Origin of the sequence: Arthrobacter humicola (genome assembly GCF_022803015.1) — a bacterium.
Lineage (GTDB): Bacteria > Actinomycetota > Actinomycetes > Actinomycetales > Micrococcaceae > Arthrobacter > Arthrobacter humicola_A.
On the sequence record NZ_JAFKON010000001.1, the window covers coordinates 802,567 to 816,429 of the forward strand.

Annotated in this window: 11 protein-coding genes; 2 read left to right on the forward strand and 9 right to left on the reverse strand. The window is 66.9% G+C overall.

Annotation, left to right across the window (positions count from 1 at the left end):
• Window positions 1-136: 136 nt before the first annotated feature.
• Together ARTB_RS03730 and polA are read right to left on the reverse strand one after the other, a co-directional pair.
• A complete protein-coding gene (locus tag ARTB_RS03730) occupies window positions 137-1,423 on the reverse strand; it encodes a GNAT family N-acetyltransferase (RefSeq protein ID WP_243177751.1) in 1,287 nt (428 codons plus the stop codon).
• A 120-nt stretch (window positions 1,424-1,543) separates the two neighbouring features.
• Window positions 1,544-4,438, reverse strand: a complete 2,895-nt coding sequence (gene polA / locus ARTB_RS03735; RefSeq protein ID WP_279293865.1) for a DNA polymerase I — start codon at window positions 4,436-4,438, stop codon at window positions 1,544-1,546.
• On the opposite strand from polA, the gene ARTB_RS03740 reads away from it, so the two are divergent.
• On the forward strand, window positions 4,437-4,901 hold the full coding sequence (locus ARTB_RS03740; protein ID WP_028276824.1) for a hotdog fold thioesterase: 465 nt from the start codon (window positions 4,437-4,439) through the stop codon (window positions 4,899-4,901). The two genes, polA and ARTB_RS03740, sit on opposite strands and share 2 nt — an antisense overlap.
• 48 nt (window positions 4,902-4,949) lie before the next feature.
• Here ARTB_RS03740 and ARTB_RS03745 read toward each other — a convergent pair whose 3' ends face one another.
• The 7 genes from ARTB_RS03745 to ARTB_RS03775 form a co-directional block, all read right to left on the reverse strand.
• Window positions 4,950-5,498: a dihydrofolate reductase family protein gene (locus ARTB_RS03745; protein ID WP_243177752.1), complete on the reverse strand. Its 549-nt coding sequence runs from the start codon at window positions 5,496-5,498 to the stop codon at window positions 4,950-4,952.
• A 116-nt stretch (window positions 5,499-5,614) separates the two neighbouring features.
• Window positions 5,615-5,836 (reverse strand): hypothetical protein, encoded by a 222-nt coding sequence (locus ARTB_RS03750; RefSeq protein ID WP_028276822.1) that lies wholly within the window; start codon window positions 5,834-5,836, stop codon window positions 5,615-5,617.
• Complete coding sequence (locus tag ARTB_RS03755; protein WP_243177754.1) at window positions 5,833-7,038, reverse strand: inorganic phosphate transporter; 1,206 nt, start codon at window positions 7,036-7,038, stop codon at window positions 5,833-5,835. The genes ARTB_RS03750 and ARTB_RS03755 overlap by 4 nt, the downstream gene beginning before the upstream one ends.
• 265 nt (window positions 7,039-7,303) lie before the next feature.
• On the reverse strand, window positions 7,304-7,990 hold the full coding sequence (locus ARTB_RS03760) for a hypothetical protein (protein ID WP_243177755.1): 687 nt from the start codon (window positions 7,988-7,990) through the stop codon (window positions 7,304-7,306).
• Window positions 7,991-8,094: 104 nt separating this feature from the next.
• A complete protein-coding gene (locus tag ARTB_RS03765; protein ID WP_243177757.1) occupies window positions 8,095-8,964 on the reverse strand; it encodes a universal stress protein in 870 nt (289 codons plus the stop codon).
• 32 nt (window positions 8,965-8,996) lie between these two features.
• Window positions 8,997-10,313 carry an erythromycin esterase family protein gene (locus tag ARTB_RS03770; RefSeq protein ID WP_243177759.1) on the reverse strand — a complete coding sequence of 439 codons (1,317 nt, stop codon included), beginning with the start codon at window positions 10,311-10,313 and terminating at the stop codon, window positions 8,997-8,999.
• Window positions 10,310-11,692 (reverse strand): MBL fold metallo-hydrolase, encoded by a 1,383-nt coding sequence (locus tag ARTB_RS03775; RefSeq protein ID WP_243177761.1) that lies wholly within the window; start codon window positions 11,690-11,692, stop codon window positions 10,310-10,312. Before ARTB_RS03775 ends, ARTB_RS03770 begins: the two co-directional genes overlap by 4 nt.
• Window positions 11,693-12,043: 351 nt before the next feature.
• Here ARTB_RS03775 and ARTB_RS03780 point away from each other — a divergent pair, with 351 nt between their 5' ends.
• A complete protein-coding gene (locus ARTB_RS03780; RefSeq protein ID WP_243177762.1) occupies window positions 12,044-13,783 on the forward strand; it encodes a long-chain-fatty-acid--CoA ligase in 1,740 nt (579 codons plus the stop codon).
• The last annotated feature ends 80 nt before the right edge of the window (window positions 13,784-13,863 follow it).

Here is a 13,863-nt window from a genome sequence, read left to right on the forward strand (position 1 = left end):
CGGGTCATCCTGATTTTGTGGATTGTAGATGCGCGCACGTAGTACGCGCCTGTTTAGTCTAGTCGTTTACGCGAACGCCGGTCAAAGCGCACGGGGCCGTCCGTGTCGCCCTCGGCGCCGGAATCGGACCAGAGGCCTAGAAGTGCGTGAGGCAGTGCGGTGAACGTTCGACGGCGAACATGAGCCGCGCTGTCAGCGCCGCCCCGGCCGTGTGCTCGGTGATCCGGCCGGCAGCTTTCAGGGTCACCGGACAAACGGCGCCCAGATAGATGGAGCCGAGGTCCGCGACATCAAGGGACAGGTCCGGCGCAGCCTCCGGAGCCGGCCTCACTGTGGCCTCTCCCCCGCAGACCGTGAGCGCGAAGGTGCCGGCCGCGAAGCCGAGACTGTCCCTGACCGCGAGAACGACCGTCCCGTCGGCCGAATACCGCCGGGCCCCCAGCACCCGGGCCGGGTCCAGGACCCGCAGCCACAGCATGTCGCGGTGGTCCGATGCCTCGACGCATCGCGGGTCCTCAAGCGCCCAGGTCAGGGGGTCGTCCACCGGTGCATCCTGCCAGCTGATCCGGTCCACGAGGTCGATGCTGCCCAGGAACTGCCAGAGTTCCAGGTAGGCGGCGTCATTCGCGGCCACGAGGTCCACGACCTCCATGGTGTACGGCTTGGCGTCCCACCCGGCGAACTTGTAGGACACGTAGCCGTCCACGGTTCCGGCGGCGTCGTAGTGCAGGGCGCAGCGGATTGCCTCGTCCTCGCTGCCGTCCCGGCCGAGCATGCCCGCGGACCGCAGCCGGTACGCTTCCTGCCGCGAGATCGATCCGGGCATGGACGCGTGGACCTGGCCAAAAACCTTGGGCGCCAGTTCCAGCAGGACCTTGCGGTCCGCAATCTCCACGGAGCCGGCGGGCGCATGGCCCAGCCGGAAGCGCGGCCCGGTGTCGACCTTGATGCTGCGCTCGAAGGTGGCCACGCCGTAACCGAACCGGCCATAGATCGAGGCTTCCGAGGCGGTCAGTGCCGCCAGCGCGACGCCGTCCGCCTTCGCCGCGGCGAGGTCCTCGGTCATCATCCGCCGCAGCAGCCCCTGCCGGCGGTGGGTCCCGCGCACGGTGACGGCCGTGACCAGCTGGGCTTCGAGCTGACGGCCGTAGCCGATGTTCAGGTCCTTGCGCAGGGTGGCGAAGGTCGCCACCGGGACGTCGGCCGCCAGCGAGTGGGGCGCGACGCCGTCGGCCTGGTAAACGCCGGTCATTTCACGGTTGTCCACGAGATACATGGCCAGGATCTTGTCCACGAAGTCGTCTTTGCGCGGCTCCTCGTAGAAGCCGATCCCGACCCCGCTCAGCCACGCCGTGCCTTGCGCGTAGTCCGCCTCGTCCTTCGCGACCGCGCGGAACCGCTTGAGCTCGTACTTATCTGCCACGTACTTTCTCCCCCTGAGAATCTCGGGTCCCGGCCGAGCCGGAACGAAAACTGCCGGACCGAAAACTGCCGGACCGAATAATACTTGCCGGACCGAAACCTTGCCGATACCGGTCCAGCGTTAGTGCCCCGCCTCGTACCAGCTGGAGCCGATGCCGATCTGGACGTCCAGCGGAACGCTGAGGTCCGCGGCCGAGCCCATTTGCTCGGTCACCAGCTTCTCCACGGCCTCGCGCTCACCCGCGGCGACTTCGAGGACAAGTTCATCATGGACCTGCAGGAGCATGCGCGATTTCAGGCCCCGTGCCGCCAGTTCCGCGTGCACACCCAGCATGGCGCGCTTGATGATGTCAGCCGCCGATCCCTGGATGGGCGAGTTCAGCGCGATGCGCTCCGCATTCTCACGCAGCTGGCGGTCGGTGCTGGTCAGGTCCGGGAGGTAGCGCCGGCGCCCCTCGATGGTGGCGGTGTAGCCGTCGATCCGGGCCTGGTCCACCACGCCGCGGAGGTAGTCACGGACGGCGCCGAACCGGTCAAAGTAGTCCTTCATGAGGGTCCGCGCCTCGTCAACGGAGATCTCCAGCTGCTTGGACAAACCGAACGAAGTCAGCCCGTACGCGAGGCCATAGGACATCGCCTTGACCTTGGACCGCATGGCGCTGGTCACCTCATCGGTGGGCACATGGAAGATGTTCGAGCCCACGAACCGGTGGAGGTCTTCGCCGTCCTTGTAGGCCTGGATCAGGCCGGCGTCGCCCGAGAGGTGCGCCATGATGCGCATTTCGATCTGAGAGTAGTCCGCGGAGAGCAGGCACTCGTAGCCCTCGCTGACCACAAAGATGCCACGGACGCGCCGGCCTTCCTCGCTGCGGATCGGGATGTTCTGCAGGTTGGGGTTGTTGGACGAGATCCGGCCCGTGGCTGCGACGTTCTGCGCGTACGTGGTGTGGATCCGGCCGTCTTCCGTGACGGACTTCTTCAGCGACTCCAGCATCTGGCGCAGCTTCGACGACTCCCGGTGCGCCATGAGCTGGACCAGGAATTCGTGCCCGGTCTTTTCCAGCAGGTTTTTGAGTGACGCGGCGTCGGTGGTGTAGCCGGACTTGATTTTCTTGGTCTTCGGCAACTGGAGTTCGTCGAACAGCACGGTCTGGAGCTGCTTCGGCGAACCAAGGTTGACCTCGTGGCCGATCGCGGCGAACGCCAGCTCCTGGGCGTTGTCGATCACCTTGGCGAGATCCGACAGCTGCTCGTCCATGCGGGGCATGTCGATGGCGATTCCCGCGAGTTCCATATCGGCGAGGACGAGGCTGACGGGCAGTTCCAGCGTGGTGAGCAGGTCCTGGGCTTTGCGTTCCGTCAGTTCTGATTCGAAGAAGCGGCTCAGGGCCTGGACGACGGCGGCCACGTGGACCAGCGCGCCGGCGGTGGCGGCGTCGTCGCCGTCGAACGCCAGCTCAAGCTGGCCTGCCTTGGCCGCCTCGGTCGACACCGAGATGTTCAGGTGGTGCTGCGCCAGCTCGGCGAGTTCATAGCTGCGGCGGTCGGGCTGGATGAGGTAGCCGGAGATGGAGGTGTCATCCACCACGCCTTCCAGTTCCAATCCGCGGGCGTGGAGGGCCTTCAGGGCAGCCTTGAACCCGTGCATCACCTTGGGCGCCTGGGCGTCCCGCAGCCACGCCGCCAGGACGTTTTCGGCGGCAGCGTCCTGGCTGGCCAGGTCGATATAGACGGCGGAGTCGTCGCGGACGATCGCCACCGCTGCGGCGTCCTCGCCGATCCGGCCTGGCACGAGATCGACCGCCACTGCGGAGCGCTTGCCGGCACCGGCCGCGAGGAACGCACTGAGCTCGGCTGCGTCGGACGGGACCACGAAACCGGGCGTTTCGAGGCTTTCCCGCTCGGCTTCGGCAACTTCACTGCCGTAGAGAGCAAAGAGCCGGGTCCGGATGGTCTTGAATTCCAGGGCGTCGAACAGCTCCTCGAGGGCGGCCTGGTCCGGCCGCGGGTCCGCGAGCTCGTCCAACGTAACTGGCAGGTCCAAGTCGGTGTGCAGCCTGTTGAGGCGCCGGTTGCGCTTGACGTCGTCAACGTATTCGCGCAGCGAGTCCCCCACCTTCCCGCCGATCGCGTCGACGTTCTCCAGGACCCCCTCCAGACCGCCGTAAAGGTTGATCCATTTCGCTGCCGTCTTGGGGCCGACGCCGGGAACGCCGGGGAGGTTGTCCGCGGATTCCCCCACCAGGGCGGCGAGGTCCGAGTACTGGGCCGGGCTGACGAAGTACTTCTCCTGGATGGCGTCCGCGTCCATGCGGGGAATGTCGCTGACACCCTTTTTGGGGTACAGGACGAAAACGTTGTCGGTGATGAGCTGGAAGGCGTCGCGGTCGCCTGAGACCAGCAGCACTTCGTAACCGGCCTTTTCCCCCATTGCGGCGAGGGTGGCCAGGATGTCGTCAGCTTCCCAACCGGGCATTTTGATGGTCTTGATGCCCCAGGCGCCCATGACCTTGTCGATGAGGTCGATCTGGCCGCTCATTTCCCGCGGGGTCTCGTTGCGTCCGCCCTTGTACTCGCTGTATTCGGCCTTGCGGTGCGTCGTGTCATCGGAGACGTCGAAGGCGACCGCCACGTGGGTGGGCTTTTGCTCCTTGATCAGGTTGATCAGCATGGACGTGAAGCCGTGGACGGCGTTCGTGTGCTGGCCCGTGGCGGTGGAGAACTTGTCCGCGGGCAGGGCGAAGAATGCCCGGAACGCCATGGAGTGCCCATCCAGTACGAGTAGCCGCGGCTGGTCCGTGATCGGAATCACGGGGGCCTCGGTGGCGGAAACCGACGCCGCGGCCCGGCTGGATTTTCCGGCACGCTTGGCCGCAACCCCTGAATCCGGCGCATCTGCCGGGAGAAGGTCTGCCGCGGTGTCCGCGGAAAGGGGGGCAGCATTTTGGGGGGCTGCATTCTCGAGGACAAGGGCCGGTTTGGTAGTTTCACTCACAGGTGCCAGCCTAGTTCCCATGAAGGACAATTTCACGCCCGGCCCCTACGCGACCGAGCTCGCAGCGGCCGGTGTTCCCGAGGAGATGCACGATTGGCTGGGCCAGTACGGCGTCGGAGCCCTTGTGGTGAAGATGGGGATCCGCTTCCTCGAGATGAGCCCGGAACGCACTGTGGCCACCATGCCGGTGGCGGGGAACACCCAGGTGGCAGGCATCCTGCACGGCGGGGCCCACGTGGTCCTGGCCGAAACCCTGGGTTCTTTCGCGGCGGGCATGCATGCCGGCCCCAACCGTCAGGCGCTGGGGATCGAGGTCGGCGCGACGCACCACCGGGCGATCTCGGAGGGCACCGTCACCGGCACGTGCACGGCCATCCACCTTGGCCGGACTCTCACCACCCACGAGATCGTGATGACCGACGAGCATGGCCGCCGGCTATCCACCGCCCGGATCACGAACCTTATCCGCGATATCGCGCCCTAGATCCGCGATATCGCGCTGGGCGACCGGCCCGGGCGTAGCCGGATCCGGCTACGCCCGGGCCGGGAAGCGGTAGCGCAGTTCCACGATGCCCCTGCCCAGGGTGCGGGAAGATGTCAACTCGAGCGGCGGCGTCGGGCCCGCCATGGGCAGCAACTGCTTGCCGCCGCCCAGGACCACCGGAATGACCGAGACAATCAGTTCGTCCAGCAGCCCGGCGTCAGCGAACTGCGCTGCGAGCACGCCTCCACCCACAACCCACACGTTCCGGCCGCCCGCCGCTTCTTTGAGGTCGTCCACGAACTCGCCTACGGCCCCGCGCACAAACGTGACATCCGCGCCCTTCGGGGCGGCGTGCTCGTGGCGGGTGAAGACCCAGGAGGGTGTGCCCGGATACGGCCAGGTGTCCGGTTCATGCTCCCGAAGCCACGCGTAGGTCTCGCCGCCCATGACGATGCAGCCGACGTCGGCCATGAACGCGTCATAGCTGTCCTGTCCGCCCTCAAAGCCGTCGAACTGCAGCAGCCAGGCCAGATTGTCGTCGGCAGTGGCGATGAACCCGTCGAGTGAGGACGCCACGAAGTACTGGAAGCTCACCATGGCCCCAGCCTAGCCACTGCGGTGGCCGGTGTCCCATCCCCTTGACGCACGGTCAGCCGACCCCCACGCGGCGGCCGGAAACGCACGGGCAACCGGACCCGGATGCGGGCAGCGGCTTACTTGTGGAAGTAAGGAATGATCAGGTAGAGCCCGAAGAGGATGGCGGCGCCGCACAAAGCGAAGCACGTGTAAGCGAGCGGTCGCGTCCAGGCCGCCGGGGAGGTCCGGGTGTCCCCCGCGATGGCCGTGAGCCGGACGCCGAGGGAGTAGAGAACTACCACGGTTACAGCGGACACAAGCGTGGCACTCGCCACGCTGAACAGTTCCAGCCATTTCATCGCTGGGCACCGCCGTTCTTGATCGACTTGGTGGCGGACTTTTTCTTGCGGAACTGCACGGCCTGGCCGACTTCCTCGATCTCGACGGCGTTGTTGCTGCCCACGGGCGACTTCCGTGAGCGCACAAACATATAGGCCACTGCGGCGGTGCCGGCAGTTGCCGCTATGATCACGCCTACGACCCCGGTCTGCACGAGCAGAGCCGTCAGCGCGCCCATGATTCCAGCGGCCGGCAGCGTGAACAGCCAGCCGATGGCAATCCGACCGGCGGTTCCCCACCGCACCGTAGTGCCGCGCCGTCCCATGCCGGAGCCCACGACCGAGCCGGAGGCCACCTGCGTGGTGGACAGGGCAAAGCCCAGGTGCGAGGACGCCAGGATGGCTGTGGCGGTGCTGGTCTCGGCGGCAAAGCCTTGGGCGGGCTTCACTTCGGTGAGTCCCGAGCCCATGGTGCGGATGATCCGCCACCCGCCGGAATACGTGCCGATCGCGATGGCGAAGGCACAGGCGGTGATAACCCACCACTCCGGACCAGAGCCGGCAGGCTGGAGGCCGGCGGAGATCAGGACCAGTGTGATGATGCCCATCGTCTTCTGGGCGTCGTTGGTGCCGTGGGCCAAAGCCACGAGGCTGGACGTGAAAACTTGACCGGTCCGGAATCCGCCGCGCTTCTGCGTGAGCTTGTCCCCGGTTTCGGGGTCATGGCGGGCGGTCAGGGCGTACGCCAGCCGTGTGCACAAGTAGGCTACGCCGCCCGCGATGACCGGGGCGAACACCGCGGGGAGAATAATCTTTTGGAGGATTGACTCGAAGTTGATCGCGTGGATGCCGATACCGGCAATCGCGGCCCCGATCAGGCCGCCGAACAGCGCGTGGGAGGAACTGGACGGCAGGCCCTTGAGCCAGGTGATCATGTTCCAGAGAATGGCGCCCATCAGCCCGGCGAAGATGATGTCTGGGGTGATCTGGACCCCGTCCGAGCCTTCCTTGATGATGCCGCCCGAGACGGTCTTGGCGACTTCCGTGGAAAGGAACGCTCCCACGAGGTTCAGCACCGCCGCGAGGGCAACTGCTGTTTTCGGTTTGATGGCGCCGGTTGCGATGGGGGTAGCCATGGCGTTCGCGGTGTCATGAAATCCGTTGGTGAAGTCGAAGAACAGCGCCAGCGATATCACTAGCGCCACCATTACGGTGATTTCCACCTGTTGCCCAATCTGAAGTGTTCACGGTCGGCAGTTCCACATCCCCGTTGCTGCATGGCCACCACGTCCATTCGATGCCTGATCAGATGAATTCGGTGGCGCTAACGCGATTTGAAACCTTATCGATGGTACGTGGGAAAGACGGCTGGGCAAAACATGCCAGAAGTCCCTAAATTTAGTCCTCCTGTGCGGCACGGGCCTTCACCGCGGCGGTGCGATGCCGGTCACAGCTGGCACCGCCCGGCTCCACCGGAAAAGGCCCAGCTCAGACGGCCCGGCGGACGTCAGGCGCCGGGCCCGCGCCGAGCATCGAAGCGATCCTGTCCTCCAGCGCCGCGAGCGTCGCCTCGGGCAGCACGATGAGCCCGTCGAGTTCCCGGCGGGCGCGGCGGTAGGCCGTCTGCCGCTCGGCGGGAGTTGCGGCCGCGTCCGATGCGATCCTCAGGAGCTTCCGGGCGGTCTCGAGCCGCTGGCGTTCGGGACCGGTGAACTTGCTGTCCCTAATCCGTTTGGCTTCCCGTTCGGCGACGTCGAATGCGAGCTCAAAGCTGGTCACGGCCGACCGGTACTCCGCAAGCCGCGCGGCAGTCCTGACTTCCGCCGGGGCGGCGGGGCGCAGCCCGTCGGCCTCGCGTTTGGCCCGGAGGAAGGCCACGGTGAGGGGCTCCCGGACATCCGTCATGACCGGGTAGTCGATCAGCTTCCCCACGTCGAGTTCGTAGTCCAGCCAGCGCTTGTTGACGGTATCGTGCGCCTTCATGAGGGCCAGCACGTCGGCCTGGCTGGCCTGCTCTGCCTGCGCCGCCTGGTTCTTGAGCGTGTAAAGCTCCACGCGCCGGCGGTGCCGGCGTTCGGCGGCTTTGGACCAGGACCGCGCCCACCCGCCGGCCAGTCCGCTCAGGGGAAAGACGAGCCACCAAAAGTGCGTGATGAAATTGAAGAAGGGGTCCACGGCATCATCCTCCCATCCGTTGGCGGCGCCGGAAAGCCCCCTCCAAAAGGGCGCTCTCCAGCCAGTTCCGGGACCTTGCCGGCAACGGGTTGCTCGCCGGGCGGTCAGTCCCCGTGCTTGACCTTATGCACCTTCGTGACGATGGTGGGGCACGGCACGTTCAGGAGCACAGCGTGCGCCGTGGAGCCGAGCACCGTCCGGGAGAAACCGCCACGTCCCCGACTTCCGATCACCAACTCCCTGGCGCCGGCGGCGATATCCACGAGGGCCTTGGCCGGTTCGGTGTTCGTCTCAAGGCGCTGATGGACCACCAGGTCGGGGTATTTGTCGCCGAGCCCGGCGACCGACTCGGCGAGAACAATCCGGTCCTCTTCGACGATGCTCTCGGCGAGACCACTGGTCGGCAGCTGCTTCTCGACCCACCGGGCAGGGCTCTTGAACGCGAGGACCACGGTGAGCTCGTCTCCACCCCAATCAGCTTCGGCGGCCGCGAAGGCGACGGCCTGCAGCGACTCCTCGGAGCCATCCACGCCGACCACGACGCCCTTTGCCCCCGTGGCCGGTTTCGCCGGCACGACGGCTACCGGGCATTCCGAGGCCGAGACAATCTGCAGGGCCCGGTCCGTCATGGGACCGCCGCCCATCCAATGTTTGTCATGGCCGCCAACCACGATCATGGCGGCCTCCTTGGAGACTTCCCGGAGCACCGAGCCGCCGCTGCCATGACGCAGCTGGATGTCCACAGTGACGTCCGGGGCCTGTTCACGGGCGGCCGTCTCAGCGTCCCGAAGCAGTTCCATCCCCGATTCCCGGATGATCTCGTGGTACTGAAAATCCGGTGACATCCACCTGTCGTCCACCGCGTGGACGACCGTGACCGGGAGCTTGTCCCGGGCGGCCCGGTCAAGGGCCCAGGCCAGGGCGGCGTTGCTGCCTGCGGACCCGTTGACGCCGACGATGATTGCTTTGCTCATGCTGATTCCTGCTTCCTGGAATGCACACCGGCCTAGAATCCGGTGGGCTCGGTCTCGAACTCCGGTTCGCGGGGCGGGCCTTCATGGTGCACCGGGCGCAGCGCTGCGGTGTGTTCCAGCCAGATGAGTGCGTCGTAGCGCTCCCCCATCCGGGTCGGAACGTAGTTTCCGGCGTCCCGTTCCGGGTGGTAGACGACGCCGATCGCCCGGTGTCCGAGCCGTGTCGAGAGCCACGGCCCGGTCCGGTCGTCGCCGAACACCAGCACTGAGGGCACCCCCAGGGCCTGATGCAGGAAGTCTTCGTGGCTGCCCGGGCGCGCTTCCGGAACCGTCAGGATGCGTTCGGGGCGGCCCCACCCGTCGGAGGCGAGCACGGAGCCGCGGTGGGCTGCGAAGCCGACCAGCAGCACACCTTCGCCCGCGTGGCGTTCGCGCAGCAGCTGCCCGACGTTGACCAGGCCGTCCTGCGCCATGTCGGTGGCCCGGGCATCGCCGATGTGTGTGTTGTGTTCCCAGATCAGTCCCTTCGACGCCGGACCGAGGTGCCTGCTGACCCGGTCGATGGTGTCGGCCATATGGTGGTCGCGGACGTTCCAGGACTGCCTGTCGCCGCGGACCATGATGCGGTAGTAGTGCTCGGCGTTGGCCGCGACTTCAGCGTTCTGGACGGCGTCGAAGGCGTCCTCCTCATGCCGGCCGGGGCTGAAGGCCCGGTTCCTGACCTCGGTCAGGAGGGCCACGACGTCGGGCTCGCAGGACTGCGGCACCAGCCGCGTGCTCCAGGCGTACTGGTGCGGGTCCTCGTGGTGGGGCAGGAAGCACTGCCAGGCGCGCTCCGCCGCGGGGACGGCGTCGGGAACGTTCGCCTGCAGCCAGCCGATGATTTCGCGCAGCGAATCCCAGAGCGAGTAGACATCCAGTCCGTAGAAGCCGACACGTTTGTCCAGCGGCCTGGCCAGGTTCCAGCTGCGCAGCCAGTCCAGGAACGCCGCGACTTCCTCGTTGGCCCACATCCAGGTTGGCCAGCGTTCGAAGCCGGCCAGCAGCGCGTGGACGCCCTGGTCCTTCCCCTCCAGGCCGCGGACCCAGCGGTTGATGCGCCAGCAGTCTGGCCAGTCCCCTTCCACCCCAATCCAGTTGTAGCCTTCCTCCGCGATGAGCCGCCTGCTGAGGGTGTCGCGCCAGGTGTAGAACTCGTGGGTGCCGTGGGAGGCCTCGCCGATGGCTACAAAACGGCAGTCGGCCGCGCGCCGCACGAGGCCGTTGAGGTCCCGATCGGTTTTCAGTGGCCGGGCGAGATCGTGGACCTCCTTCAACACGGTGGACCGGGTGACGGCCTCGGGGTTCATCGCGGATCCTCGACGTCGATCGTCTCCAGGTATTCGGGCACCCTCGCCCGCCAGCCGAGTTCGCGTTTGATCCTGACACGCAGGGCGTCCGACGCGTCCGGGTCACCGTGCGTGATGTAGGTCATGCGGGGCGCTGCTTCTGCCGTCCTCATCCACGCGATGATGGCGTCGCCGTCGGCGTGCGCGGACAGGCTTTCCATCTGGATAACCTCGGCCCGCACCTTGACGTCCTCCCCGTAGATGCGCAACTCGCGTTCACCGGCAGCAAGGGTGGCCCCCCGCGTGCCGCTGGCCTGGTAGCCGCTGAGGATGATGGCGTTTTTCGGGTCGGGGCCGTACGCCGCGACGTGGTGCAGGATCCGTCCGCCAGTCAGCATGCCGCTGGCCGAGATGATGATCATGGGGCCGCCGCGCAGGTTCAGCAACTTGGATTCGTCCACGGTGCGGGTGAGTTTGGCCAGTTTGTACATGTCCACGTACTCCTCCCGCTTGAGCCGGTGTTCTTCGGGGTGGCGCTGGTACATTTCGGAGGCGTCGATGGCCATGGGGCTGTTGAGGTAGACCGGGATGCGAGGAATCGCGCCCTTGCGCAAGAGCCGGGACAGGTACAGCATCAGCGTTTCGGCCCGGCCGACGGCGAACGCGGCAAACATGATGACCCCTCCGCGTTTCGCGACGCGGTTGATGATCTCTCCCAGCAGCTTCTCCGGATCCTCAGTGGAGTGTTTCCGGTTGCCGTAGGTTGATTCGGTCACCAGGATGCCGGTTTCGCCGAGCGGACGGGGCGGATACATGAACGGGTCATCGGCCCGGCCCAGGTCCCCGGTGAAGTGCACGGACTGGGAGCCAAGCCGGACGTGCACCTGGGCGGCCCCCAGGATGTGCCCGGCCGGCACGAACGTCAACTCCATGCCAGCGCCAAGGTCAAGGGGAACATCAAACTCGACGATTTTGAATCTGTTGAGGGACGCGACGGCGTCCGCAGCCGTGTAGAGGGGCAGGGCGGGATCATGCGCGGATGACCCCCGCTGCGAGGCATACCGGGCCTCCTCCTCCTGCAGGTGGCCGCTGTCCGGCAGGATGAGTTTGCACAGGTCTGTGGTGCCGGCCGTGGCGTACACGGGGCCGCCGAACCCGTCCCTGACCAGGGCAGGGACATATCCGGTGTGGTCCAGGTGCGCGTGGGTCAGCACCACGGCGTCGATGGACCGCGGCGGCACCGGAAAGGGCGCCCGGTTGCGCTCGCGGCTGCGCTTATAGCCCTGGAAGAGTCCGCAGTCCACCAGCACGCGCCCGCCGCCGGCGTCGATCAGGTAGCGTGAACCGGTCACGGTGTCGGTGGCACCAAGGAAGTTCAGGCTCGGCTGCTGGTACTTCATGGCGCCCCCGTGGACCTTCTTCTTGCGTAAATTGTGCGTTGATTGCGCGCGGACCTGTGACCTGCGCAAACCCGTGACCAGCGCGAACCTGTGTCCTGAACGACCCCAGAGAACTGCACGGACCCGCGGCTCGCGGTGTACGCCCCAGCTTCCGCCCGGGCCTGCCGGGTGCCAAGGGCCAAAAGTCACCTCCGGGCCGGCGCCGGCCGCCGCCGGGGCCTCCCCGGCACGCGCGTCCAGGCGGGGCCGCCCCGGTAGGATTTCTTGACGGGCCCGGCCGGGCCCGAGGCCGGCAGCCCGGCACCGCACAGCCCCGCACATCACAGCGCAGCCCAGTGGCAAGGACACACCATGAGCACCAAATCCGCAGGGCCCAAGCGTCCCGACCGCCCCTGGACCCGCCACTACAGCCCCGGGGTTCCCGCCAAACTCAAGCTCCCGGAAGGTTCCCTCGTCGACCTGATGGACTCGTCCGTCCGGCGCTACGGGAAGAAGACCGCCCTGGAATTCTTTGGAGCGCGCACCAGCTACCGGGACCTCGGCACCGCCATCAACAAGGCGGCCGCGGGCCTGAGGAAGCTCGGCGTCCGGGCCGGTGACCGGGTGGCGCTGGTCCTGCCGAACTGCCCGCAACACATCATCGCGTTCCACGCGGCACTGCGCCTGGGCGCCGTGGTCGTCGAACACAACCCCTTATATACGGACCGCGAGCTGCGCCACCAGTTCGAGGACCACGGCGCCACCATCGCCATTGTCTGGGACAAGGCCGTGGACAAGGTCCGCCAACTGCCGGCCGACGTCGGGCTGCAGAGCATCGTCTCCGTTGAACTGATTCCGGCGATGCCCCTGCTGCAACGGGTCGCGCTGCGGCTCCCCGTGCCGGCGGCCCGCGCCGCCCGTGCCGCCTTGACCGCCGGCAAGCACTCGCCCCGGCCCGTGGCGCAGCCGGCGCACCGGAGGGTGCTGGCGTGGAAAGACCTCCTTGGCGCGGGCGACCTGAAGAAAAAGCATCCGCGCCCGGCCGCCACAGACCTGGCTGTCATCCAATACACCAGCGGCACCACGGGCCGGCCCAAAGGCGCCATGCTGACCCATGCCAATCTGCAGGCCAATGCCGCGCAGGGCCGCGCCTGGGTGCCGGGACTCAAGGACGGCCGGGAAACCGTGTACGCGGTGCTGCCCATGTTCCACGCCTACGGCCTGACGCTCTGCATGACGTTCGCCCTGAGCATCGGCGCGAAACTGGTGCTGTTCCCTAAGTTCGACGTCGACCTGGTGCTGAAGGCGCACAGGAAGTCGCCTGCCACATTCCTGCCGGCGGTGCCGCCGATCTACGACCGCATCGCCGCCGCAGCCGCCGAGCGCGGTATCGCGCTGGACAGCATCCGCTTCTCCATCTCGGGGGCGATGAACCTGCCGACCGCGACGGTGGACGCGTGGGAGAAGGCGACCGGGGGCTACCTGATCGAGGGCTACGGGCTGACGGAAACCTCGCCCATCGCCCTGGGCAACCCCTTCGGTCCCAGCCGGAAACCGGGAACCGTAGGGGTCCCGTTTCCCCTGACGGACATTCGTGTGGTGGACCCGCGGAACGTCCTCCTGGACCGTGCCCCGGGAGAGGAGGGCGAGCTCCTGGTCCGCGGCCCGCAGGTCTTTGCCGGCTACTGGAACCGGCCGAAGGAGACCGAGGAGGCGCTGCTGGAGGGCGGCTGGTTCCGGACCGGTGACATCGTCTCGGTAGATAAGGATGATTTCGTGACCGTCCGGGACCGGATCAAGGAGCTGATCATCACGGGAGGATTCAACGTCTCCCCCACGGAAGTCGAAGATGTCCTCTCCGGGTACCCCGGTGTGCGGGACGTGTGTGTGGTGGGACTGCCCCGCCCGGGCGGCGGCGAAGACGTGGTTGCCGCCGTCGTCCCGTCCGCGGGCCCCGGCCTGGACCCGGAGGGGCTGCTGGCGTTTGCCCGGGAGAACCTGGCCGCCTACAAGGTGCCGCGCCGCGTTGCCGTGGTGGATGAGCTGCCGCGTTCGCTGATCGGCAAGGTCCTCCGCCGCGAGATCCGGGACACACTCGTGGCCGGCCGGTAGCTTGCCCCGGCCGGGCAATTGCTTGCGGCGCTCCGATCAAGCTGATAGGCCTGACGGTAAGGTGCAGAGTGGCAGATCAG